Origin of the sequence: Ascidiimonas meishanensis, from assembly GCF_037782385.1 — a bacterium.
GTDB classification, from domain to species: Bacteria; Bacteroidota; Bacteroidia; order Flavobacteriales; family Flavobacteriaceae; genus Ascidiimonas; species Ascidiimonas meishanensis.
Genome location: NZ_JBBEXD010000006.1, coordinates 216,751 through 243,684 on the forward strand (window position 1 = coordinate 216,751; position 26,934 = coordinate 243,684).

At 39.1% G+C, this 26,934-nt stretch carries 15 protein-coding genes; 10 read left to right on the plus strand and 5 right to left on the minus strand.

Annotation, left to right across the window (positions count from 1 at the left end; translation table 11 throughout):
• Nucleotides 1–4 precede the first annotated feature (4 nt).
• The 3 genes from WBG07_RS12940 to WBG07_RS12950 are packed head-to-tail and all read right to left on the minus strand — an operon-like array spanning nucleotide 5 to nucleotide 3,310.
• A complete protein-coding gene (locus tag WBG07_RS12940) occupies nucleotides 5–2,173 on the minus strand; it encodes a xanthine dehydrogenase family protein molybdopterin-binding subunit (RefSeq protein ID WP_340201918.1) in 2,169 nt (722 codons plus the stop codon).
• Entirely contained in the window at nucleotides 2,170–2,661 is a 492-nt protein-coding gene (locus WBG07_RS12945; protein ID WP_340201919.1) for a (2Fe-2S)-binding protein, read from the minus strand. The genes WBG07_RS12940 and WBG07_RS12945 overlap by 4 nt, the downstream gene beginning before the upstream one ends.
• A gap of 28 nt (nucleotides 2,662–2,689) precedes the next feature.
• A complete protein-coding gene (locus tag WBG07_RS12950; protein WP_340201921.1) occupies nucleotides 2,690–3,310 on the minus strand; it encodes a hypothetical protein in 621 nt (206 codons plus the stop codon).
• A gap of 946 nt (nucleotides 3,311–4,256) precedes the next feature.
• On the opposite strand from WBG07_RS12950, the gene WBG07_RS12955 reads away from it, so the two are divergent.
• From WBG07_RS12955 to WBG07_RS12970, 4 genes are all read left to right on the plus strand, one after another.
• The gene (locus tag WBG07_RS12955) at nucleotides 4,257–4,688 is read left to right on the plus strand and encodes an HU family DNA-binding protein (RefSeq protein WP_340201923.1); all 432 of its coding nucleotides are present in this window, start codon (nucleotides 4,257–4,259) and stop codon (nucleotides 4,686–4,688) included.
• 1,165 nt (nucleotides 4,689–5,853) lie between these two features.
• Complete coding sequence (locus WBG07_RS12960) at nucleotides 5,854–6,666, plus strand: hypothetical protein (RefSeq protein WP_340201924.1); 813 nt, start codon at nucleotides 5,854–5,856, stop codon at nucleotides 6,664–6,666.
• 77 nt (nucleotides 6,667–6,743) lie between these two features.
• Nucleotides 6,744–7,316: a hypothetical protein gene (locus WBG07_RS12965; RefSeq protein WP_340201926.1), complete on the plus strand. Its 573-nt coding sequence runs from the start codon at nucleotides 6,744–6,746 to the stop codon at nucleotides 7,314–7,316.
• 293 nt (nucleotides 7,317–7,609) lie between these two features.
• The gene (locus WBG07_RS12970; RefSeq protein WP_340201927.1) at nucleotides 7,610–9,226 is read left to right on the plus strand and encodes a type I restriction-modification system subunit M; all 1,617 of its coding nucleotides are present in this window, start codon (nucleotides 7,610–7,612) and stop codon (nucleotides 9,224–9,226) included.
• Here the strand turns inward: WBG07_RS12970 and WBG07_RS12975 are convergent.
• Nucleotides 9,210–9,377 carry a hypothetical protein gene (locus WBG07_RS12975; RefSeq protein ID WP_340201929.1) on the minus strand — a complete coding sequence of 56 codons (168 nt, stop codon included), beginning with the start codon at nucleotides 9,375–9,377 and terminating at the stop codon, nucleotides 9,210–9,212. The genes WBG07_RS12970 and WBG07_RS12975 overlap by 17 nt on opposite strands.
• A gap of 48 nt (nucleotides 9,378–9,425) precedes the next feature.
• On the opposite strand from WBG07_RS12975, the gene WBG07_RS12980 reads away from it, so the two are divergent.
• The 6 genes from WBG07_RS12980 to WBG07_RS13005 all read left to right on the plus strand — a co-directional run bounded on the left by WBG07_RS12980 (nucleotide 9,426) and on the right by WBG07_RS13005 (nucleotide 24,466).
• Nucleotides 9,426–10,670 (plus strand): restriction endonuclease subunit S, encoded by a 1,245-nt coding sequence (locus WBG07_RS12980; protein WP_340201931.1) that lies wholly within the window; start codon nucleotides 9,426–9,428, stop codon nucleotides 10,668–10,670.
• 173 nt (nucleotides 10,671–10,843) lie between these two features.
• Complete coding sequence (locus tag WBG07_RS12985; RefSeq protein ID WP_340201932.1) at nucleotides 10,844–11,122, plus strand: GIY-YIG nuclease family protein; 279 nt, start codon at nucleotides 10,844–10,846, stop codon at nucleotides 11,120–11,122.
• Nucleotides 11,123–11,286: 164 nt separating this feature from the next.
• Nucleotides 11,287–11,565 carry a GIY-YIG nuclease family protein gene (locus WBG07_RS12990; protein WP_340201932.1) on the plus strand — a complete coding sequence of 93 codons (279 nt, stop codon included), beginning with the start codon at nucleotides 11,287–11,289 and terminating at the stop codon, nucleotides 11,563–11,565.
• Nucleotides 11,566–11,789: 224 nt separating this feature from the next.
• The gene (locus WBG07_RS12995) at nucleotides 11,790–14,642 is read left to right on the plus strand and encodes a type I restriction endonuclease subunit R (protein WP_340201934.1); all 2,853 of its coding nucleotides are present in this window, start codon (nucleotides 11,790–11,792) and stop codon (nucleotides 14,640–14,642) included.
• Between the two features lie 1,068 nt (nucleotides 14,643–15,710).
• Nucleotides 15,711–20,759, plus strand: a complete 5,049-nt coding sequence (locus tag WBG07_RS13000; RefSeq protein WP_340201936.1) for a hypothetical protein — start codon at nucleotides 15,711–15,713, stop codon at nucleotides 20,757–20,759.
• A 17-nt stretch (nucleotides 20,760–20,776) separates the two neighbouring features.
• Complete coding sequence (locus tag WBG07_RS13005; protein WP_340201938.1) at nucleotides 20,777–24,466, plus strand: hypothetical protein; 3,690 nt, start codon at nucleotides 20,777–20,779, stop codon at nucleotides 24,464–24,466.
• A gap of 444 nt (nucleotides 24,467–24,910) precedes the next feature.
• On the opposite strand, the gene WBG07_RS13010 is transcribed toward WBG07_RS13005, so the two are convergent.
• The gene (locus WBG07_RS13010; protein ID WP_340201940.1) at nucleotides 24,911–26,923 is read right to left on the minus strand and encodes a tyrosinase family protein; all 2,013 of its coding nucleotides are present in this window, start codon (nucleotides 26,921–26,923) and stop codon (nucleotides 24,911–24,913) included.
• Between the last annotated feature and the right edge of the window lie 11 nt (nucleotides 26,924–26,934).

Genomic DNA, 26,934 nt, shown 5'->3' on the forward strand with positions numbered 1-26,934 from the left:
ATAATTAGCTCAATTTTAATGGTAAATCTGTTAAACGTTTCCCTGTTAATCTACGCACCGCATTTGCTACTGCTGCACCTATAGGCCCCATAGGGGGTTCTCCAACCGGTAAAGGTATCTCTGCACCTTGAATAAAATGCACCTCAATTTCTTTTGGTGCATGTTTCATTAATGCCATATCATAAGGGCCATAAATTGTGGGAGTTAGTTGTCCGTCTTCCAAAGTCATTTTCTCAAACATAGCTGCGCTCATTCCCATAATTATAGAACCTTCACATTGTGCTTTTACTTGGTCTGGATTTACTACAACACCACAATCAAAAGCACAGGTTACTTTATGCACTTTAATTTGGTTATTCTCAATAGAAACTTCCACCACATGTGCTGCAGGGGAGTTAGCATCCGTAGATGCAGCAAATCCCATTGCGCGTCCATTTACTACTTTATCTTTATAATTCCCTTTTTCGGCAGCCAATTTAATCACCTCTTTAATCCGTTTTGAAATAGGGGCATCACCCAAACTTGAAATTCTAAATTCCACAGGATTTTTTTGCGCTTTAATGGCCATTTCATCAACAAAACTTTCAATAGCAAAAATATTGGCTAATAACCCTAAGCTACGCCACCAACTAGTGGCAAAAGGCAAGGTGGTATGCCATTGTACCGCACGATGATTTGGAATTTTATCGTACATAATATTTGCCCCACGCATAGCCCCCAAATCTGTACCTAAAACATCATGTAAAACTCCGGGTAGTATAACAGAACCAATAGCCACATCTCCACTGGCATAATGGTGTTCTAATGCGTCAAGCAAACCGTTATCATTTAATTTTCCTCGCATGATATGGTGCGTTGGTGGCCGAAATAAATCGTTTTGAAATTCTTCTTTCCTACTAAAAATATACTTTATAGGCTTACCAACTTCTTTTGATAATTGAACCGCTTGTATGGCGTGATTGGTATTTAATTTACGCCCAAAACCACCCCCTAAATACGTAGGTACAATATTTACCTTTTCGGCAGCTACATTCAATGCTTCAGCCACCGCTTTTTGAGTGACGCCTGGTACTTGAGTAGATAAAATTACAGTAATCTCTCCGTTGTTATAATCGGCAACAGCGCCATTGGGTTCTATTTGGGCATGAGCACCAATAGGACTGGTAAATTCCATAGAAACCACATTTTCAGCACCTGCGTCTAGTTTAGCACCTTCTTTTTGGGTCACCATTTTGTTACCTTTACCTACTTGAAGTGTTTCACGAATTTCTTCTTCCGTCCATTTTTTCGGGATATCCCAATCTACTTTTAAATACCTCTTGGCCGCCAAAGCCTGAGGGAAGGATTTAGCAATTACACCCACCCAATCATCCATCTGAACTATTTTCACCACACCCGGCATGTTTTCAGATTCAGAAGTATTCGCACTTTTAAATTTTGCCCCCACGGTACTTGGTCTTACAATTGCTGCATGCAACATATCTGGCATTTCCGCATCCAATCCAAAAATAGGATCCCCATAAACTTTTGCATTTAAATCAATACGTTTAATTGGTTTTCCAATAAATTTATAATCAGACATTGGTTTTAATTCCGGGGTATCAGGAATCTCCCATTCAGTAACACCATCAGCCGCTTCAGCATACGTCATGGTCTTTCCACCGCCAGAAATAACCCCTTCTTTAGTAGATAATTTGGAAACATTCACACTCCATTTTTTAGCCGCTTCATTCTTCAGCATTTCACGCATGGTAGCAGATAATTCACGAAGCGGTTGCCATAAGCCCCCAACAGATAAACTCCCTCCGGTACTCATCATATCTACAATACCGGTTTTGGTAGCTGCGCCTATAACCTCTATTTGATCAATTCTAAGATTCATCTCGTCAGCAATCATTTGTGCAAAACTGGTAAACGAACCTTGTCCCATTTCTACTTTAGGAGAATGGAAAATAAGCTTGTTAGCTTTGGTGAGTTCAAACCATAGGTTAGGCTCTGTACCGCTACCCATATAGGAGGGAGGCAAGGTTTCTACCATTCCAAAAATAGAACGCCGTATAGGATTTCTAAACGCGTAGGTGCCAATAGCTAGAACCCCTAAGGTGCCTAACCCACCTCTTACTAAAAATTTACGACGAGAGATGCCTTTAGATGTTTTTTCTTTTTTACTCATAGCTCTCTATTTAGTGGGTGAGAAGAATTGTTCTTTATTTCGGCGGCACGATGTATGGCTTTTCGCATTCTATAGTACGTTGCACAACGGCATACATTTATAATATTATTGTCTATATCTTCATCTGTAGGCGTTGGATTTTTTTCTAAGAGAGCAGCAGTAGCCATCATAAATCCTGGTTGACAATAGCCACATTGTGGCACTATTTCTTCCATCCAGGCTTGTTGCACCGGATGCGGATTTTCTTTGGTTCCCAACCCTTCTATAGTTGTTATTTTTTTTCCCTCAGCAAATTTTACCGCATAAGAACAGGAACGTACTTCTTCGCTATCTACCATAATAGTGCACGCACCACAAGCTGCTTTTCCGCAGCCAAATTTTGTTCCTTTTAAATCAAGCATATCCCTAATTACCCAAAGTAAAGGCGTATTGCCATCCTCAATGTTAATGGTTTGAGGGCTGTTGTTTATAGTGAATGATATTTTCATACTATCAAGTTGGTTTTCATTTTAATAATTAATCTTCTGGAACTATGGCCCCATTTGCAATCCATTCTTTCACCGCTTTTTTATATTCTTCCAGGGGTACAGGTGGTTTTTTACGTGGCGTTCCATCTGCCTTAACACCGGGTTCCCATGCCCATAATACAAGTTCATGTTCTGTTAAGTGATGCATTAATTCTTCCAGATTGCGGCCTCCATTATTTGCTGGATTAAGCATAGATTTGGCAATTTCAGTACGTGTTAAACCTTCCCACTTCATTTTGGCCGGTGCTAAACTCCACTCAGGTGCACCGGGCACTCCAGAATACGCATTGTTTTCAGATTGGTGGCACGTAATACATTTGGTAGCTTCATAACCTAAATTACGTTCTCCACCCGCCATCCCAAAGTAATGAGGATGCCCATCATCTCCTTGTTTGGGAATGTTATCATTTGGATGGCAGTTTATACAACGCGGACTCGTAAGAACGTCCATCATCTTATTAAAATGCACATTGCTATTTGAAGTTACGGTATCTTTTTTGGATGTTGGAATATACAAGGTATCCAAATCTCTAGGTGTATAATGAGTGGCAAATAAGACTCCAAAAATCAAAAAAACAGGAATCAAAATCAAACGCAATAGCTTTCTCATCTTCTATAGATTAAAAATTAGTCTTTGTAAAAATAAGAGTAAAAGAAGTACATAACTTGACTAAAAATGTCAAAATTCAAATGAAGACCAATTCAGGTAAGTTTCCAAAAACTGCACTATGGAAACAAATGGGTCACCTCTTTTTGCTCTTAACCAGGCAGAGAAATAGGGATGCATTAGATTGCTTCCCCATCTCCCCACGAGATTATAAAGCTAAGAATTAATAGCTTAATAGAAAGAACCCTTCTTTCCATTCCCGGCAGGCAGAGAGAAACTTGATGTAAACTGTCTCCATTTTTGATAGCATGGCAAAACAAACAAACCGTCTGGTACGCTAGGTTTTTGTATGTAAACCAAGAAAAACGCAGTAGGACCTCACGCATAGTATAGCGGTAGCTAGCCTATATGCCATTTGTAAAGTATTTTCGATGCTTCAGCCGTTTGGAAACGCAATATACATTTAGGACCTCCTTAGAAGAAAATAGAAATAAGATGAATTAAAAGTGCTCCCGACTTCCTTAGGGATTCTTTTGGTTTTTTTCTGAACCCTGAGCGCAGTCGCAGGGTAGGTGAGCAAAGAAAATGAACTTAATAATCTAAAAATAAGATTATTAAGTTAAAATAATCTAAAAAATTTTAAAACTATATTTTATGGAGACTAAATCAAACTCACGTTAGCTACCATACGTTCCCACGCATTCCAGCACCTCAAAAGTCTAAGCAGCCATAAGAACGGGGGAATAATTTGCTACCATACGCCCCAAACTCCAAAAATTTTGTTTAACTAATAATAAGGATTACTTAATCATTTTATTAAAATATTAAGAATTTGCTATAAAAAATAACATTTGTTTGCATAATTATAAGTGTTTCTTAACAAAATACCCAAGAATTCTCATTCATATTTGTGAAACAAACAATGGTAACCCAATAAATTTTATATATCATGAGCGTAACATTTAAATCCGTAGCAAAAAGAAATCCACAAAATTTTGACGAAACCCCTAAATTCTATGCGTTAGCCGTTGCCAGTGGCAATGCAGACATAGACCGCCTCTCTGAGTTGGTAGCCGATGGTTCTACCGTGCGGCAAAACGATGTCTATGCGGTAATCATAGGATTGGTAAACGCCATACAAGGCGAATTAAAGAATGGCCGTAAAGTAACGCTGGGTAAACTAGGCACTTTTAGCCTGGGCGTCACCAGCGAAGGCGTAGAAGAAGAAGAAAAACTCTCTGCCAACCAGATTAAAAAAGCCCGTATTAATTACCGCCCTGGTGCAGAAATTAAAGACATGCTTAAAACCCTGCGGTTTAAAAAGCTGCGTAAAGCAGAATCACCAGAAGGAACAACTACGCTGCCACCACTTAATGAATAAAGTCAGTTCGATGTAAATAAGAATTAAAATCCTGTTCGAAGTTGTCTTTTTCCGCAGTGTAACAAGGTTTTCCGTTAAGAATTTTCGAAGCCTTGGAGAAAATTTAGGAAAGCCTTGTGGTTTTGTCCACTTTCTGGACAAAAATACCTTGGAAAAAGTGTCTTTTCTTTTGGTTCGTTTTCTTTGGACAAGCAAAGAAAATGAACGTAAGTAATTTATATGCAACAATTTTAATACATAAAAGACCCTATTTAAGGTTAAAAATAAAACTGAAATTAGATAGAACTCACATTAAATAATTAAACAACAGCTGGCAAGCTAGCAGTAAGGTTTTTAGTAAAGTTTAAAAGCCATCTGGCAGAAAAAGTCCTTCGGGACTTTTTTTTTATGCCCTGTTTTTTCGCTAAAAAGCTACGCAGCTTTGGCCGTAAACCTGCGGTACTTTGGTGGTAAACCTGCGTAGGTTTTACTACCAACCTGCTGAGCTTTACTACCAAACCTGCTGAGGTTGTTAACACAAGCTTCGCAGCTTGACGGTTAAAGGTAAATCTACACTACAGATAGCTCCTTACCTCCCCAAACAATGCTCTTTTGTGTAGCAGATGCGTTATGTGTAAAGTATTTTCGATGCCTCCACCGTTTGAGGGAACAATGCACATTTTAAGACCTCCTTTGTAGAAATAAAAATAAGATAAACTAAAAGCGCTCCCGACTTCCTTCGGGATTCTTTTGGTTTGTTTCTAAACCCTGAGCGCAGTCGCAGAGTGGGCGAGCAAAGAAAATGAAAGGAATACTCTAAAAATAAAAATGTTAGGTTAAAACAGGATAAAAATTTTAAAACTATATTTTATGGAGACTAAATCAAACTCACATTAACGCTACACTACACTACAGGTAGCTTCTTAGCTCTCCAAACAACGCCTTTTTGTGTAGCAGATGCCTTATGTGTAAAGTATTTTCGATGCTGTATGATCATTTTTAAAATACCCTTCCAAGCACACAGTAAGACTCTTTTAATACAGAACAAAAAGCTTAAAACAATATAAAAGCTATAAATTTTATCCGATTTTACTATTTTTATTATACAGAATAATCTTATATTTTTGCTAAGCTTACAGTATAAATCACCTTTTTCTATTACTAATTATAAAAAACCGATGTAAAATTGCCCGTTACTAAAATTAATTTTAAGCAAACCGAAGCGACTTTCCCAATTGCTAAGAAACCGACTGAAAATAAACTTATAGACACTTCTTTTGCGCAAAGTGAGAGGGCTACAGGCAAACTGAGGTTACCGGCAGTAAATAACGGGCGTTACGAATCGAGACATCCTATACTTAATCCAGAAGGGCATACTGTGGGCTATCTATCTAAAGCCGCCAATACTATTGGATATACCTGGAATTGCGTGTACGCAGGGCATTGTTTCTGGCTTACCAATATGACGTTTCACGATACTTTTAATGGCGGTAAATACTCCAACATATCTTTAGTAGCAGAAGCAGGCACCTTTCTTTTTTCATCCACCCGAAAATTTAAGGTAATTAAGGCATTTGCGCTTGACGGAAGCTACGCAGGGTTTACCAGAGCCTTTAAATTACTTAATAATGAGCGTGAGTTGTTTTACCTTACCAACAAAGGTTTTGCCTTGTTTAACACCTATGGCCAAAACCTGATAGCACAGGCAGATTTTCAGGAATATTTAAGCGAGAACACTTGGGATTTTGCCTTATCGCCCAAAGTACCTATACTGGCGATAGTAGCAAGTTCAATGGGTGAAAAAGACCCGGTTGACGGTGCGTACAGATACAAAAACTTTGTTAGGCTCTACAGCATGAAAAACGGTGAGTTAATGGGTGAAAAAATACTGGAAATGAACGGGTTCACACGCTGGGCCATTTACTTTAGCAAAAATGGGAGATTTCTAAAAATAGCATCACCAGAAATTACACTTTGCTTTGAACTTACTGCCCCCTGATATCAACTTATTTTAAATTAAAAAATACGTTAAAAACAACATAAAAGTACTATCATAACCAACAAAACTCATTACAAGTGAATACTGTAAGAATTGAAGAAATCATAAACGATTATAAACGCTGGCGTGATGTTAATCCGGATAGTTGGATAATACATTGTAAAAGTCAAGATAGCTTAGAAGAGGCTATTGAATGTGCCGCCAGAGCAAAAAATCATGAGGGAAAGAAAAACCCACATCAGTATCGGCTTAGAATAAAAGCGATAGATGCTTTTGTAGCGAGTCTAAATGAACAAAAAGCTGCCATTGCCCAAGTACAAACTTTTAAAGAGCTCTTGCAAATTATCACTAAAAACACGGTAAAATACATTGGTCCTTTGGCACACTATGATACGGCTGTACGGATTGGTGCATGGTTAGATTTGTCTCCAGAATATATTTACATACATTGCGGCACCAAAGTGGGTGCCGAAAGGCTGTTAAAAAGAAAAATACGCACCCCTTTTATCAATATTTCAGAACTTCCAAGCCCTTTTCTACAGGCAAGACTTACCAATGACGAACTGGAAAACCTGCTGTGTATTTGCAAAGACTGTTTTCTTGATGAAAACAAACCCTGCCCGCCAGTAAAAACCACTACCCGATGTTAATTAGATATACTATAATTTTATGCTTTAAAAAGTAGCTGTACTTGCTGTTTTTAATAAATCACATTTAATAGATTACCACAAGATAGGAAAGTTAATTTTGAGCAACCAAAGCCAAATATTAATATTAGCCGGGTGGAAACCGATTTAACAGATTATCCTTTATAGATTTAAAATTGGAATAAACCACTTCAAAACCAGTACAGCTAATTTTTACGCCCGTAAATACCATTTTATAGCCGCTACTTTTTATATTTGAAAGATTATACCCCACCCCCACAATAAATACAAACTAAATGTCTGAAGCACATAAAAAACAATTAGAACAACAACTCTGGAATATAGCAAATACCCTACGTGGTAAAATGAATGCAGATGAGTTTCGGGATTATATCTTAGGCTTTATTTTTTACAAATACCTAGCCGAAAAAATGGAACTCTACGCCAATAAAATTCTTAAAGAAGGGGGAGATGTCTTTTTATTTTCTCAAATAGACGAGCATACAGAAACAGGCGCAGCATACATAGAAGCCATAAGAGAAGAATCTTTAGAAAAACTAGGGTACTTCTTAAAACCATCAGAACTGTTTAGTGCAGTAGCCAAAAGAGGTAATTTTGACGATGAGGGGAAACCTTTGGTAAAAGAAGAAAGCGGTACCTATGGTAACACCTCCAATTTTATCTTAGAAGACCTACAGAAAATCTTAAACAATATCCAAAACAGCACCATGGGTACAGATAGTGAAGAAGATTTTGAAGACCTCTTTGAAGATATGGATTTAAACTCCACCAAATTAGGAAAGTCACCAGAAGCCCGAAACGAGATTATTGCCAAAGTACTCGCACACCTGGATAAAATAGATTTTAAATTAGAACAAACCGAGTTAGACGTATTGGGTGATGCCTACGAATACCTAATAGGGAAATTTGCCAGTGGAGCAGGTAAAAAAGCAGGCGAATTTTACACCCCGCAAGAAGTAAGTATGGTACTGGCAAAGTTAGTAACCACCGGTAAAACCAGGCTAAAATCTGTTTACGACCCCACTTGTGGGAGCGGCTCACTCTTGTTACGTGTAGCCAAAGAAGTAGAAGAAGTGAATAACTTTTACGGGCAAGAACTCAACCGTACCACCTACAACCTAGCCCGTATGAATATGATCTTGCACGGGGTACATTACAGACAGTTTGATATTAAACAAGAAGACACCTTAGAACACCCACAACACATAGAACACCGCTTTGAAGCCATTGTAGCCAATCCGCCCTTTTCTGCCAAGTGGAGTGCCAACCAACTCTTTATGAGTGATGACAGATTTAGTCAATACGGTAAGTTAGCCCCGGGTAGTAAAGCAGATTTTGCCTTTGTGCAACATATGGTACACCATTTAGCCGAAAACGGACAAATGGCAGTGGTACTGCCACACGGCGCCTTGTTTAGAGGCAGTGCAGAAGCCCACATACGCCAATATTTAATTGAAGAAAAAAACTTCTTAGATGCCGTTATAGGTTTGCCAGCAAACATATTTTACGGCACCAGCATCCCCACCTGTATATTAGTCTTTAAAAAATGTAGAGAACACCCTAACGATATTTTATTTATAGATGCCAGCGCACATTTTGAGAAAGTAAAAACCCAAAACATGTTGGGTGTGGCAGATGTAGAAAAAATAATAAGCACTTATAGAGAACGCAACACCGAGGATAAATACAGTTATAAAGCATCCCTAGAAGAAGTAGCCGAAAACAATTACAACCTAAACATACCCCGCTATGTAGACACCTTTGAAGAAGAAGACCCCATAGATATAGATACTGTAGCCACCCAAATACAAACTTTAGATACAGAATTGCAAGAAAACGAAACCCTAATTGCTACTTTCTGTAAAGAACTAAACATTAAAACCCCTTTCTAACCGTCATTGCAAACCAAACCATCATTGCAAACCAAACCGTCATTGTGAACCAAACCATCATTGCAAACCAAACCGTCATTGCAAACCAAACCGTCATTGCAAACCAAACCGTCATTGCAAACCAAACCGTCATTGCGAACCAAACCGTCATTGCGAGGGAAGCATGACCGAAGCAATCCCCTAAAACAGAGTAACAACCATGAAAAACAACACACAAACATTAATACCTCCATTACGGTTCCCAGAGTTTAAGGGAGAATGGGAGAAAATAAAATTAGATAATCTTTTAGATTTTAAAAATGGAATTAATGCTTCTAAAGAAGATTATGGCTTTGGATATAAATTTATTAACGTTTTAGATATAATTGAAAATGATTTTATCACTTATGATAAAATTAAAGGTGAAGTGAATGTTCCTAAAAAAGTATTTGAAAAAAACTTAGTTCAATATGGCGATATTCTATTTCAAAGAAGTTCAGAAACGAGGGAGGAAGTTGGGCAATCTAATGTTTATTTAGATAAAGAGAATAAAGCAACATTTGGTGGTTTTGTTATTCGCGGAAAAAAAATAGGAAATTATGAACCTTTTTTCTTTCATTTATTATTAAAGTCATCAATTGCTAGAAAAGAAATTACGACAAAATCTGGAGGTAGTACTAGATACAATGTAGGGCAAGATATTTTATCTTCTATAAAATTACCTTTTCCAAAAATACAAGAACAACAAAAAATAGCCAATTTCCTAACAGCAGTAAATAATCGCATCCAAAACTTAGAAAAAAAGAAATCTCTTTTAGAAGAATATAAAAAAGGGGTGATGCAAAAAATATTTAAACAAGAGTTACGGTTTAAAGACACTTCCACTGCGCTCAGTGCAGGTGATGGGAAGGCGTTTCCTGAGTGGGAGTTTAAAAATGGTAATTTATTACTTCAAAGTATTTCAGATAAAAATCATAATTCGGATTTACCAATTTTAGCAGTAACCCAAGATCAAGGAGCTATTCCAAGACATTTAATAGATTATAATATTGGGGTTACTGCAAAAAGTGTGAGTTCATACAAAGTAGTTCAAGTTGGAGATTTTATTATAAGTTTAAGATCTTTTCAAGGTGGTATTGAATATTCAAGTTATAAAGGGATCTGTAGTCCTGCATATATCATTTTAAGACCAATAAAGGATATGAATAGAGATTTTTATAAGTATTATTTAAAAACACCTTCTTACATAAAAGAATTAACAAGAAAACTTGAAGGAATAAGAGATGGTAAAATGATAAGTTATAAATACTTTTCTGAAATTAAGTTGCCTTACCCTGCTTTAGAAGAACAAACCAAAATTGCTAATTTCTTATCTGCCATAGATAAAAACATAGCCTTAGTAAAAGACCAAATAGAAAAAACAAAGGCGTACAAAAAAGGCTTATTACAGCAGCTCTTTGTATAATGGCAGTGCGAACCAAACAGAACGTCATTGCGAGCCAAACACAACGCCATTGCGAGCCAAACACAACGTCATTGCGAGCGCAGCGAAGCAATCCCACAAAACAGAGCAACAAACCAGAAACGAATTGCTTCGGTCATGCTTCCCTCGCAATGACAGACTAAAAAAAGTAAAGAATGAAACCAGGGTTTATCTACATACTCACCAATAAAAACAATACCACCTTGTATGTGGGGGTTACTGCTAACCTGTCTGGAAGAGTACAACAACATAAAGAAAAAATAAACCCTAAATCGTTTACAGCACGGTATAATTTGAATAAATTAGTGTATTATGAGGCTTTTCAAATGATAGGCAACGCCATAGGCAGAGAAAAACAATTAAAAGCGGGCAGTAGAGCTAAAAAAACAGCACTTATAGAAAGCATCAACCCAAAGTGGGAAGACTTATGTTAGGTAGTAAAAAAGGAATTTGGAGACTAGATTGCTTCGGTCATTGCGAGCCAAACACAACGTCATTGCGAGCGCAGCGAAGCAATCCCACAAAACAGAGCAACAAACCAGAAACGAATTGCTTCGGTCATGCTTCCCTCGCAATGACAGACTAAAAAAAGTAAAGAATGAAACCAGGGTTTATCTACATACTCACCAATAAAAACAATACCACCTTGTATGTGGGGGTTACTGCTAACCTGTCTGGAAGAGTACAACAACATAAAGAAAAAATAAACCCTAAATCGTTTACAGCACGGTATAATTTGAATAAATTAGTGTATTATGAGGCTTTTCAAATGATAGGCAACGCCATAGGCAGAGAAAAACAATTAAAAGCGGGCAGTAGAGCTAAAAAAACAGCACTTATAGAAAGCATCAACCCAAAGTGGGAAGACTTATGTTAGGTAGTAAAAAAGGAATTTGGAGACTAGATTGCTTCGGTCATTGCGAGCCAAACACAACGTCATTGCGAGCGCAGCACAACGTCATTGCGAGCGCAGCGAAGCAATCCCACAAAACAGAGCAACAAACCAAAAACGGATTGCTTCGGTCATGCTTCCCTCGCAATGACAGTAGAATGGCTACGCCAGCAATTGCGGTTAGCATAGTCTCCACGATAATTAAATAAATGAGTACACAACCAGAACAAGTATTAGAAAATCAGTTAATAGCACAGCTAGCAAGTATTGGTTATACTAAAGTGAGTATTCCAGATGAAGCTACCTTATTAGCAAACTTAAAAACACAGCTAGAAAAGCATAATAACATTACGCTCACAGCCAAAGAATTTGAGCGGGTACTCAATCTATTGAGCAAAGGTTCTGTATTTGAAAAAGCCAAAACGCTAAGAGAAAAACAGCATATGGTTAGAGATAATGGTGATAACCTGTATTTTGAGTTTTTAAACACCGAGCATTGGTGTCAAAATCAATATCAAGTTACCAATCAAGTTACCATAGAGGGTAGTTATAAGAATCGTTATGATGTTACCTTGTTAGTGAATGGTTTGCCTTTAGTTCAAATAGAATTAAAGCGCAGAGGTTTAGAAATGAAAGAAGCCTTTAATCAAATAAACCGTTATCAAAGACATTCATTTGGGGCTAAATCTGCCTTGTTTCAATACGTGCAAATATTTGTAATAAGTAATGGTGTAAACGCCAAATACTATGCAAATAACAGGCATCAATCTTTTAAACAAACCTTTTATTGGACAAATAAAGAAAACAAGCGGTTAACCAATATCTTAAACGGGTTTACATCAGAATTTTTAGAGCCTTGCAATATTTCTAAAATGATCTGCAAATACATTGTTCTAAACGAAACACATAAAATATTAATGGTATTGAGACCCTATCAATACTATGCAGTAGAAAGCATTATAGATAAGGTTAAAAACAGTACACATAATGGTTATATCTGGCATACTACAGGTTCAGGTAAAACGCTTACTTCTTTTAAAGCAAGTCAGATAATTATGAAAATGCCACAAGTTAAAAAAGTGGTATTTGTAGTAGATAGAAAAGATTTAGATTACCAAACCACCAAAGAGTTTAATAGTTTTTCCAAAGGCAGTATAGACGGTACAGACAATACAAAAGCATTAGTAAAACAGTTTAGTGATGATACTAAGATTATTGTAACCACCATCCAGAAGTTAAATACAGCCATTAGCAAAAAGAACTATTTAGGTAAGATGGAGAGAATGAAAGAGGAGCGTATCGTCTTTATTTTTGATGAATGTCATAGAAGTCAGTTTGGGGAAACGCATAATCGCATAAAAGCATTCTTCCATAACTTTCAAATGTTTGGTTTTACAGGTACCCCCATATTTGCAGACAATGCCGTTAAAAACGAATTGGGAAAGCGAACCACCAAAGAATTGTTTGGCGAGTGCTTACATAAATACGTAATCACAGATGCTATTAAGGATGAGAATGTATTAAAATTTGCAGTAGAATATGTGGGTAAATACAAGCAAAAAGAATCTGCTACAGAAATAGATATTGAAGTAGAAGATATTGACCGTAAAGAGTTAATGGAATCACCAAAGCGTTTAGAAAAAATAGCAGACTATATTATCGCAAACCACCACCGTAAAACGCATAACAAAGAATTTACAGGCATGTTTTGTGTGGGGAGTACAGATATGTTAGTAGATTATTATGATATGCTGCATCGTAAAAAAGAAGCTGGTGAACACAACCTAAAAATAGCCACCATCTTTAGTTATGTAGCTAATGAAGAAGATGCAGATGCAAACGGCTATATTCCAGAAGAAGTTTCAGTAGTTGAAGAATCTCCTGCCTTATATGGCTTGAATGTACACAAAAGAGATAAGTTAGAAAGTTATATAGGGCATTATAATGAGATGTTTGGTGCTAATTTCTCAACAAAAGACAGCCAATCCTTTTATAATTATTACAACGATATATCAAAGAAAGTAAAAGAACGTAAGATTGATATATTATTAGTAGTAAATATGTTTTTAACAGGTTTTGACAGTCCGTCTTTAAACACTCTGTATGTAGATAAGAATTTAAAATATCACGGCTTAATACAAGCCTATTCACGTACCAATAGAATTATAAACGAACAAAAATCACAGGGAAATATTGTAGTATTTCGTAATCTTAAAAAAGTAACAGATCAAGCCATAACACTCTTTAGTAATAAAGAAGCCATAGAGGTTATCATAATGAAGCCTTATGAAGAATACACACAAAAGTTTAATGAGGCATTTATCAATTTATTAAAAATAACACCCACCGTAAATAGTGTAAACAATTTAGTAAGTGAAGAAGATGAGTTAGCCTTTATTAAAGCATTTAGGGAGTTAATGCGTTTAAAAAACACCATGACCACCTTTGCAAATTTTGATTGGGAAGATTTAGCAATGCAAGAACAACTCTTTAATGATTATAGAAGTAAGTATCTTGATTTATGGCAGAAAACAAAACACGATACAGCCAAAGAAAAAGTATCTATACTTGATGATGTAGATTTTGAGTTAGAACTAATTCATAGAGACGAAATTAATGTTACTTATATTCTTAAACTGTTAGCAAACTTAAAAGATGCTAAAAAGTCAGATCAAGAAGCCAAGAAAAAAGAGATTGTAGATGCCTTGGCAGGAGAAGCCAATTTAAGAAGCAAAAGAGAGTTAATAGAAAAGTTTATAGAAGATAACCTACCACAAATAGAAGATTCTGAGACCATACCGCAAGAATTTGAAAAATTCTGGTCTCAAGAACAACAAAAAGCCTTTGAAGTATTTGTAAAAGAAGAAAATCTATCCTCAGCAAAAACACAAAAACTCATAGAAGATTATCTGTATGCAGAAAGAGAACCCTTGCGTGATGAATTATTAGATTTAATAGAAGGTGATAAACCAAACGTCTTAAAACGTAAATCAATAGGCGATAGAATCTTGTATAAAGTAGTCAATTTTGTAGAGACTTTTATCAACGGTATGGATAGTTAAATAACGTACGTTAGACATAAATAAGAATTGAAAATTCAGTTCGCAATTGTCTTTTCTTTTGGTTTGTTTCTAAACCCTGAGCGTAGTTGCAGGGTAGGCGAGCAAACAAAATATACATAGTCAACTCATATACCCTATTCAAGATTAAAATAAACTGAGTTTGATGTAAAAAGAATTCCTGTTTTATTGATTTTTTCTTTTCCGCAGTGCAGCAGGCCTTTTCCGTTAAAAATTTTTGAAGCCCCAATCCTTCGGGGGAGAAATGTAAATTCATGAACTCCTTAGAAGAGAATAGAAATAATAGGAACCAAAAGCGCTCCCAACTATCTTCGGGATTCTTTTGGTTTGTTTCTGAACCCTGAGCGCAGTGGAAGGGTGGGCGAGCAAAGAAAATGAAAGTAACACTATAAAATACGTATAAGATACCAAAAAACCAACAGGGTTTTCCACCCTTTTTTTTAAGGATAAACACCCGGGAGAAAGCGTGTTTTTCCTCTTTAAAACAACCACAGCTAAGAGTAACTTTAGATTATCATTTAACCTTATAATTAACGTCAGTTCTACGTAAACAAGAATTAAAATCGATTTCGAAATTGTCTTTTTCCGCAGTATAACAAGGTTTTCCGTTAAGAATTTTTGAAGCCTTGGAGAAAATTTAGGAAAGCCTTGTGGTTTTGTCCACTTTCTGGATAAAAATACCTTGGAAAAAGTGTCTTTTCTTTTGGTTCGTTTTCTTTGGACAAGCAAAGAAAATGAACTTAAAAATCTAAAAAGAAGATTGTTAAATTAAAATAGTGTGAAAAAATTTAAATTATATTTTATGGAAGTTATATCGAACTCACATTAATTAAGTTTCCACAGTTCTTAAAATAATACCTCAAGAGAGAGGCTAATGCTATAGAACGCCGGCTACTTAAAACTAAAGATCAACACCCAATTGGTGTCTTCTTTTAAAGAAGTAATTCCTGCTAGCATAACCTTATGTATGCAATAGGGGTCAATTTAACCATTCATGTGTCTTGGTTGGCTGTGTACACAGTTTGCCCTCGCACTTTTAAACCATAAACGATGGACGATAGTAAACTCGCTGCCAAAATTGCCGAACTCACTTCAAATTTAATAGCCAAAGAAGCGTATGACCAAGAGCAACTAACGGCCTTGAAACGCGTGGCGGTATTCAATATAAAAAAGGGGCTGCAAAAAAACACTCTGGCACCCAGTGGCATTACAGAATTAAACATCAAACAGGAGCTGGAAGATACGGCAGCATTTGAAATTAAAGACCCTAAACTAAAGAAGCTTAAGGCAAAGAAGATCCCAGACTTAAGCAAGTATGTGAAGGAAAATCTGGCTTTTAAATACAAAAGGAAAGAGCGCATTCCGGTATTTGAATCCAGAAGTGTAGAAGCCCGCTTACCCATCAATTTGAATCCCGCAGCCGAAGAGTGGCGTTGGAATCAAGTACGGTCTGAGGCGTTGGGCCCCTTTCTTACCGAGCAAGGGCAGCAGTATTGGTTTGATTTATATACCTATGATAAAAAGCTCACCGTTCGCTCTAAAGCAGACGGCCTTGCACAGTTTTTATTTTCCAATGCACGCAGAAGAAAGTGGCAGACGGCACTCAATAATACCAAATCTGTTGCGCTTGCTGCCGGCCATGTTTGGATAAACAGCAAAATGCTCTCCGCAAGCGCTGCCACTAATTCTTATGTGGGCTTTAACATTAAAGGGGGCACTTTTAGCATTAGCAATAGCAATGAATTCAATGGCGATTTTCTAGATTTTTCCGGAGCCTTTACGGGGAGCTTAACCCTGGAGCTGGTGCAACCCAAACCCAGCCTTACTTCCTTTGAAGGTTGCGAGGCAGGGCAAAAAAGCAAATTTGAATACCCCAAACAGTTAAAGTGGGTTTGGAAAAACGGCCAGTTAAAAGAACTGGTGGGTGAAAAAGGCACGCTAGACGGCTATGGGAATCAGATAGACTTTACAGATTTTCAATTGCCAGTAGTAGACAGATCTGATATTAACCACCTTTTTATCCCTTGTGAAGCGAGTAACAAAGTATGGAACGCCCATTTTGAAAATAGTAAGCTATTTAAAGCAAAAGGAAGCGCCGCCATCAAGGAGGCCTATTTGGCGCTCCCCATGGTCACGGTAACTACACCTTCCACGCTTGGAGAACCCGCTAATAGTGGGGGGTGGGTGATGAAGCTTTCTTCAGAACTGGAGTGCACCTGGATTGGGAGCCAGAAAGAACAACCCGTTGCGCTGCCACAAGAGCCTTTGATTTTTGTATACCCAAACGCCTTTTTATTCCATAGCCCAAAAACAAGCATTGACAACAGTTCTCAAAAAAATATAAAGCAAAAATACAGCTGCTGGAACATACAGGCAGACCTTCCCGGGCGAGTACCTTTTGAGCTTCAATACAAGCACTTATTTTCCTTGTACTACTATTGCCATGCAGAAGATGGCGAAACACTAGCCGCAACCTGTGAAGGCAAGGCAAAAGTAGACCGCCCAATGCTCGCACAAGGAAACCCAATTCAACTAAAAGAGTTGATGACAGGGATGGTGTTCTTTGCGTCTAAGGGAAATAAACTCCGTATTTTTTCCTATTTAAACCATACAGATCCGGCTGCGCTAATTAGTGGCAAACGTGATTTACTGACTCTAAAAAATGCGCTGCTGGCCATTACAAGACCGTATGCCCTTATGTTGAAAGGCACCTTGAATTCGTCCAATCCAAACGAAATAGAAAAGGGCACTATGAGCCTGTTTTTAGGCTTAGACAGATGGAAGCCTATACTTCCAGACCCCTATGTGAGTAATTTACAAGGTGGCTGGGGAGGCAGGAAACCCGTAGTTACCAACAGGCTTACTAATGAAGGAATTCATATTTCAACCAACAATGTAAGTGCGGCCTTAGTGGGCAGTATTGAATGGGAGAAACCCAGCGCTCCAGTACTAAAATTTCTTGGGCAACTGCCTTTAAGAAGTGGGGTAGGGATTAGAACTAAAAGTGAAGCCAGCATTCAGCCAACTTACCTGAAAATAGGTAAAAATGAACTCCAGAATGCCAAAGAACATACCATAGATGATGATAAAAAGAAAGACCAAGAAAATATAGACAGGCCTTTTGATCAAATCCATGAAAGGTTAATAGGTTGGAAACTGCTGGACGTATCTACCAATATGGATTTAATAGGGGTTTCTGTGAGTCCGCTGTTTTCCAGAGAAGGCAAGCCCAATATAACCCGTCTGGAGACTGGTGAAGCTGCGATGCTCAATACGGGGCTGGCTCCCACAGCAAGCCATATGCTGGTAAAAGACTTAGCCATGCACACCCCATTGTCTATGGTAAATGTATTCACCTTGCCACAGGTACAATGGGAACCGGTGAGAACCCTGCCGGAAGACCAAAATGAAGTGCTCTTTGGCTGGTATCCTGAGAATCTCTCTTCGGCAGATGACGGCGGGCCTACACACCTTATAGGAACGAGCCAGGTGCTAACACCCATCATACCAGATATAGTAGCCCAGCAAATTAGGGATTCTTTTGATAGTGGTCATGAAGCGCTAGCCTTAACAACATTAGCATTTGGGCTCAAAGTTGCTATGAATTTGACACCTCAAGAAGCTGTAAATAGAAATGCAGATGCGATAGATTTTATACAACCCTCATTTCCAGATAAGAAAATGACGGGCGGCATACAAGTACAATTAAGTGCTGAAGCTGGCAACCCAAAGAATACTTCTCCATCTCCTGGTTTTAAAGGCCTCATGGCACAGTCTCTTAATGGATATGAATTGAGCACCGGCACCCCTTTAGGACTTAGCGTGCTAGGTGCCACACTGCAATCTGATGCGTCTGTTGAGACCCAGTTTAATAAAGAGTTTTCTGGATCAGGCACCAATCCGTTTGTGCCCGTTACTCGCTTTGACATTTCAGGATATGGCGGTTCTAATTATAGTGAATGGGAAAACGAAGCCGCACTAGCTTCTATAGGGAAGGTTAAATTTAATATTAATGTAGGGCGTACCGCCTTGGAAGTGGTGAAGTTTGTTTCCAAAATATATCCATGGGGTACAACGGTAACACGCTCCGTAACTATAGAGCGGCGCAGTGGCGGCGGGGTGATTAGAAAAGATAGCGGCTGGCAACCAAACCAGACAGGGATTCTTGATTTTAGGGCAAAGCCGGCAATTCCAAACAACCCCTATACTTTTAGTCCGGGGGTATTTAGAGGGTGTTTTGATTTGGTAAATATTAGGCCCGCATCAGATGAGATTATCACTTTTACAGATCCTGCTAATGGAAATAATGTAGAATTGGCACCCGTTTATTTTGATGCCAACATTAAGCTGGAAGGTCAGGAATCTGATAAAATAGTATCTACAGGAATTTTAGGCTTTATACAGTTGGCACCCAAACCAGATGCCACCGTTAATCCGTGGATGCCGCAATTGTTGTCTACCCGGGCGTTTCAAGAATTGATAGAACAACAAGGGCCTATAGGTGGGCCCATTGATACCATTCTTGAGGTGGGTAATGCGGGTTTAAAGTTTCGCGCTACACGCTTTGAGGTAGATGTTACAGACAATGCAGGCACAACCAACTTTATAGGTGTGGTGCGCGGTCAACCTTTATTGCCAAACAATGGTTCGTGGTCTGTAGTTAAAATGGCTGCGCCAGGCAATCTGGCAGATCCGCAGGAAGCTACTACCACAGATATCTCAAAAGGAACCCCGTTGCTTTTAGCAAATAATTGGTTGCCACCAGTAGACATGAATATGAATGTAAGCGCACCAAGCGGGCGGTATAGGTTTATAGATCCTACCGATCTATTTGCAGCCCAACCGCGATATGATTATTGTTTTATGCAAAATACCGGCTCTCAATCTTTCTTATTCAGACGTCCGGAAATTGCATTTGGTATGAAGGAAATCCTTTCCAATTTACCTCCCGCTTTTGCAGATCCTTTTGCGATGATGACTAGTAAGGGGGCTTTTCCGCCTGTGGCAAATGCTATTGTGGCACCCAACGCTAATTTTAAATTACTAACACAAAGCAATACCAACCAACTAAAACTAAACCAAGACGTTAACCTTAATAACCCGAGATCACCATTAATATTAAGCAAAGATGGGGTGGATGAGATTTTGATTGAATATGCCGATTCAAAACTGAGGTTGCGCATAGGTTATGACGACTGGAGTGTGACCTTAGATAAATTTGTTATTTGGACCAGTCTCATGGGTATTGAACGATTTTCTGGAGTAGAATACAATTTGGTTGCAGATAATCAAACTTCTCCAAAATTAGTAAACAACTCTTCTTTCCTTAAAAAAGAAATTCAGGACGCATTGCGCTTCTTACCGGGTATGGGAGATTCAAGAGATGTACCCACCATAGAATTGGGTATGACCAATGCCAAGCACGAAGTGAAGGTGCATACCAGTTTTTCCTGTAAGATTGATTTCCTGAAAGGAAAAGTAAAATGTCTTCCGGGATCTGAACCAAAAAAATCTGATGGAGGAGAATTTTCTGGAAACACACAAGAACTATGGCTCAAATTTAAAGGAAGCGTAGGCGTAGATTCTGTTAAAGATACCTCTCTAGGCACCTGGGAAGCATTTTTTGGTGCTACAGTAGGGGCAGAACTCCAAGGAAAAATTCCAATTTCCGGCCCCATATTTATGGTACTAGGCTTAATGGCCGAGGTAGCCTTAAGATCTGCAGCGAGCCCTACCACCGGAACTACTGAGGTAAACTTCAAATCCCTGTCCATTGCCGCTTATGTAGGCGTAGGAGTAGGGGGCTCCATAGGGCCATTTTCTGCCAATGCATTTATAGCCGCAGGTATTGTATTTGTCTATGAAAATGATACGGCAAAATTAGGAGGACTGGTAAGATTGGAGGCCAATGTAGATCTTAAGATCGTGCAGGTTAACATATTTGCCGAACTCAAAGGGGTAGTATACAAAGGAGATTATGAAGGCGAAACAAATGTAGACCTTATTGATGCTACCGGCACCGTAGGCGTTAATGTTTCCATTCTCTTTGTCTTTAGTATCAAGGCATCCTATGCTTATATAACCACTCAAAAACTATAGTTAAAAAAAATAATATCATGGCTCTAATACCTTCAAAATTAACATTAGCTCCTTATCTACAAAGATGGGATGCAGACACCAATACATTATATTTTAACGTACTGGTAATGCCCACCGGGAATCCGTTGCAACCGCTTGGCACTAGCTTGCCTGTTGCCGATAAAGGACCCGCTTTTGCCAATGCCAATTTACATTTTGATGTACGCATCTCAGACCAATGGCAACAGTTGCCAGATATGACGAATTTTGATTTTCAGCAAACGCTGAGTCCTGCCATGCCGCTCCATAGGCCCGCCATCTGCAATACTTTAAAAAGCCAATTTAATATTACACAGCAGGAAGAAGTGATGGTACGTAAAAAAGAGCTTATGATTCGTAAACATTTAATGAAGACGTATACAGAGTCTTTTGCATTTGTTTCGCCAAAAACAACATTGGCATTTACAGATGATACGTATCAATGCCTACTAAATTGCCCACCTAAGAATCCACCAACTCCTGTCTTACCAGACGATTCTGTAAGCTGGGCAGAGGCGTTTTCTTTTGTGATAAGACAGCCAAAGTTAGCCCAAGAATTGGGATTGGTATATACATTAGAAGTACCGCTTCCCAACGCACAATTATTGAAAAACGGCGGTTGGATTTTTATCAGTCTTGATGCTGCCAGCGACTATCACCATTTGTTAGGGACTCCCAATTTTCTAAAAGCATACGCGAGTAGAATTCCCGCCCTGAATAGTAATCGGCCATTATTTACGCCGGTTCTTTTTCCAGTAGCCAATGGGGTACCACTTGCCGGGAATTTTGATGATGCCTTTTTAGAATACGCCACGTTTAATGATGGATTTGCAAAAATAGTTCATGGAGGTCAAGCAAAGAATAGAAACCATTTAGAAGAAAAAGAACAACCAGGCTTTTCTCCTCTAAGGGAAGAAGGAGTACAATTGGGTTGGGACGATGAAGATCTGGTAGTGGCACAAAACAGACAGATGAGTGTAGATCCGGAAACCCTTGCACAGCAGGTGGAAGCACCCATGGGCGTAGTAGGTTACCGAATTGATGTTAGAGAAAAAAACACCACAACATGGCATTCTTTAAATAAAGTGGCTACCGATTCTTTGCTTTATGCAGGACAAAATTTTGGGGCTGTTGCCTGGGAGTCTAGAGTAGAAGTGGCACCTGCTGCTATTGGAGAGCAATTTTGGTTGCCCTCTTATTTTGCAAGATGGAAAGGAGGTTCTATAGTAGTTACAGACGCAGATGACTTGTTGTTATTAAACGGTCAAACCCGTACAACACCCCTGTATTATAAGTCTGTAGATGCACAAGATGTACCCTTAAAGTATGGTACAGCCTATGAATTTAGAGTGCGAATGGTAGATACCACCAATGGGGGACCCACCGTGATGGATGAAGCCATTGTACCTGGGGATGCACCCATCAGTAAAATTAATTTTAAAAGATTTGTGCCACCAGGGGAGGTGACTTGGCCAGAAACCGACTTTAGTCCTGAGGATGCTAGCGTATCCTTATACAATATTTCCAGACCGCGCATGGGCATCCCACAAGCATTGTATACGCAGGTTACCAATGTGAGAAGTGATTTATTGACGCAACAGCAAGCGAATATTGGTAAAAGCGGAGCCGACTTAAGCGAACCAACTATTTTTGATCCAGATACGCCTACTTTGTCCATACGTGTATTGGTAAGAACGCCAGATTTTGATCCTACGGCGCAAGAGGCAGATGAAGAAGGATATATGCTCTGGTACCAGACTACCCGAGATTTTCCACTAAATCCCAAGCTGCCTTTGCCATTACAACTAAGTTTTGTAGATACTCCACGATTGAGCGATTTAGACATAGTAGCATTTAGCGATCCTGGTTCGGCAACGCTACAGCTCCCTACTGCAAGAGATATTAAAATAGAGTTGCAAGCTTTAGGCACCAATGATCTCAATTATTTTGGTAGCGAGCAAGCCCGAAGAGGAACCATATCAGATATTAAGTTGCATAAAATAGCGACTGCAGAAAATGATTTTATTTTACCTCAAACACCACAAGACACCTTAAGATCTGTCTATTTGCAAGGCAGTTCACTTGAAAATGACTTGCAGCCAACGGCTACCGTACTGCAAAATGAATCTTTACCGGTACTGGTACAACGCCTTGCCGGTGCAACAGGTCTGGTGGCAAATGATACTACGCTACTCATGCCACCGGGAGAACGAGGAATCTTTGGGTGCTCTAAAGAACTCAACCATTATTTACCGGCTAACAATAGCAGTCTGGTACTTATGGGGGTTAGTGAATTGTCTAATCAGTGGATCAATATGTTACATTGGAAAATAAATCGCGATTGGACTTGGAAAGGATTTGCGAATCCAGTTTTTGAAGTTACCCGTAGGATTCAATTAAACGGAAATTCTTTTGAGGTGATAGAAAAGGTGGGAAGTGTGCGAATGATGCATGCAGTGACGCCACTGCTTGATGCAGAATTACCCGCAGAGAAGGAACACTTTAGCTTTGTGTTTATGGATGCTTTTCAACCTCCATTAGGATTAAATGGCTTGCCTTATGAAGTGGAAGTGAGTTACTTTCTAACGGTGAATTTTGAAAATGGAGATCAACTTCAACTTGAGGTAGACAATCTTTTACCTATCACTACGCCACCAAAACAAATTCCAAAAGTGGCATCTGCGGGTATTGCCTTAAGTCCGTATGTAACTGGCGAAGCATATGCCAGCACAGGCAAACGAGGAAAAATGCTTTGGCTGGAATTTGAAGAAGCACCAGTAGATGCACGAGATAATTTCTTTGTACGTGTCTTGGCACAAACGGCAGATCCAATGCTATTAGAACACCATCAATCGCTACCAGAGCCACATGGATTTAAACAATGGGCGTTAGATCCTGAATGGGTACGCGTGATTTCTCCTGGACAATCTGATGACTCTGCAGGGCTCACCACTATGCAACGATTGATACCAGCAGCCGATTCTGACCGACATTTTTTAGTGCCTTTGCCATCTGGTACTTATCCTGATTCTCCCGAACTCTTTGGATTTTATACCTATGAGATTCGGGTAGGGCATGACAAAGGATCTGAAGACAATCCATTTTGGAGTACGGCTCAAGGTAGATTTGGTGCGGCCACCGTTTTACAAGGGGTACAGCATCCTTGCCCTACCATGAGTTGCAGTGTGCATCGCGTGCCACATGGGGTGGTGGTCTCATCAAGCTATGCGAAGCCTTATCACCAAGGTAGAGACATCCAGGCCACACCACCCAACACACAGATACATTATGTGCTATATGCAAGAGTCCATCAAGCAGATGGCAGCACCATGCGTAACATAGAGCTGGATAAAAGAGCAGGGCATTCTATAGATCGTAAAAAAGCACTTCTCATTCAAAGTGAAATTGGCATCCAACTGGAACCGGACGTTTCAAATTCCATAGATGCCCAGAACCGCACCAACATTTTGCAAGCTCCCTTACAGGCGCATAGCATTTGGAGTCAAGATGAGATTTCAAATTTATTGACCGGGATGGGATTGCCAGAAGATACCCCGTTGAGCGTGCTGGGAATAGAATTGTTACCAGAGCCTACCGGTTCTTTTGCCGATCCGCTAGGTGGTAATTTAGGGCAAGTTCGAATTTTGCGAACGTCTCCCTTGTATCCCATAGCTAGTATGTGTTGTTAAAGAGGCATTTGTAGTGAACGATTGGGGCTGTAGGTTATGCAAACGCGTATAAAAGAAAGGATACCTTATTGCTGTTTTGTCTTTTTTTAGAAGGTATAAAAGCGTACCTCATATTTAAGGTGAGTAAGAAGTAAATAAGAATTAAAAATCGAGTTCAAAATTGCCTTTTCTTTTGGTTTGTTTTCTGAACCCTGAGTGGAGCCAATGGGTGAAGAAGCAAAGAAAATGAATGTAAGTAATTCATTTAGAGAGTAATACTGCTCTTTCAAACAGTCATTGCGAGTCGCTAAGCGACGAAGCAATCTCATACACTGTTTTATCATAGAAATCAGGTTTACTACTAAAAACGCATTTATAGCTAATCCTATAAAATAGCAAAAGCCTACCCGAGGTGGGTAGGCTTTTGTATGAATTGTATGATGATTGGTTCAACAGCTATGTAACCTAACGCTGTAGAATCAATTTACCTGTTTTCTGTATGCCTTGTGCTTCCAGTGTGTAGAGGTAGACACCATCAGGAATGTTTCCTGCATGGAATACGGCTCTGTGTACCCCTGGTTCCTGAGAGATTCCGTTGACGAGTCTTTTGATTTCTCTTCCGGTGATATCTCTTACCGTGAGTACTACCTTGGTAGCTTCAGGAAGGGTGTACTCAATGGTGGCGGATTGTGAGAATGGATTAGGGTAGCCACGCATGTCCAATTCCAGTTCTTCCGTTAAAACAATGTCATCCTCCTGGGGTGGAGCAGAATTTCCTGAAGACGTGTAGAAACATACATTGTCAATCGCCATATCACTACGCCAGTTACCTCCAGTTGTACCTACGAATCGCAAATAGTATCCTGTTGGACCACTGTTTGTGTACGCATAAGGAATATCTAATACTATACCACCCCAATCTTCTCCCTGATCTCCACTCTTTGTCCAAATCGTAGAATATCCAGAAGTAGCATAGTTACTCACTTGAAGTACTAGGTTACCCATATTACTACCATTCATATTATACCAAAATCCTACTCTGTTAACATCCCCGCTTTCAATACGTTTTCGCAAAATAGCTTTTTTTGACGGATAGCTAGTACCACTGGTACTTGCTTCTATATACGCGTAGTAGTCTCCTGTAAAAGCACCACTAGGTCCTGTATTGGTAGAAGAGGTTCCGCCCTTCTGTCTTAGCCAGTCTCCATCATCTCCGGCCATATTAACCCAGCCATCCCAGCCTGAATCGAAACCATTGCACTGACCATTCGATATATCACCAGTAACGGATATATCATCAAAAGCCATGCCGTCTGAAGCAATAGTATAGTTATCATATTGCTGGAATTTAATCTTAAAGGTACTGGTGAGGCTTAATCCCGCATTAGCTGCAAGCGTGGACACATTTAGGGTCTCTTGTTTATATGTGGTATTACCCCCACTTAGGTTAAAGACTTTGACAAAAGGACCTCCGTCAGAAAAATATATACCATCCTCATTGTGGTATTCGTCGTTCCACTCTTTCCAATAAAAACTAAGTGAAACATTAGAGGTATTGGCAAGATTCAAATTAATTATAGCTTGATTTGTAGTGAAGTTGGTGTTGGTGTTCGAATCCATGGTTAGGTGAGAACCGGAGCGGGGACTATTGGCGCTAGTAACCTGAACCCGCCCAAAACGATTAGAACTTCCGATATAGGTATAGATATCTACTTCACCACTATTAAAATTCTGACTATACGGTAGACTTGCATATTTTCCATTACACAGTTCATAGTCCCAATACATCTCATCTACCCAGGCATGCCAAATCCAGAAAATAGCTGATGCCGGAGATGCTAGAGAATTCTGCATAACGCCTCCAACGGCGCCATGTACCTTATTATGTTCACACTCCAAATCTGCTGCAAACTTATCAATAGGACGAGTCCTTGAACCAGTTTGGTCAGCACAAGATGTAACAGTATTCCCATTATTGTAATTAGTACAGAAGTTATTATTGGTAAATCTACTAACATTGTAGTTAGTACCATTACTGTATGGATCCGAGATTGTTACGGCAGTAAAGCCGCCAGGTAACACAGCGCTACTACCCCTAAAGGCTGAAGGTATGGTTGACGTTGGATCCCAATACGGTAACATATTATTGCATTTGTTTCTAAGATAAGAACTTAATTTAGGCATGACATACGCTTCCATGCCTTCTATAAACCTTCTGTGCCAACCCAAAAATACTTCGTTGTAGTTATGAATGTAGGCATCATTATCTCCATGTTCTTTGACAATTGGGTATCGGTCCAAGAGAGCTGCATTCGTATTTTGATTAAGCTTTAGATAGTCCATTATATGATTCCTAAGTGTAGTTTGCTCAGTACCTGTAAAATTGGAGATAGGCACCCTTCTGCCTGCAAAAGCATCTGTGGTGCTTAAAAGGGCTAGTAGCAAGCCCATAAAAATTAGCTGATAATTTTTCCTCATAATGTAATTGT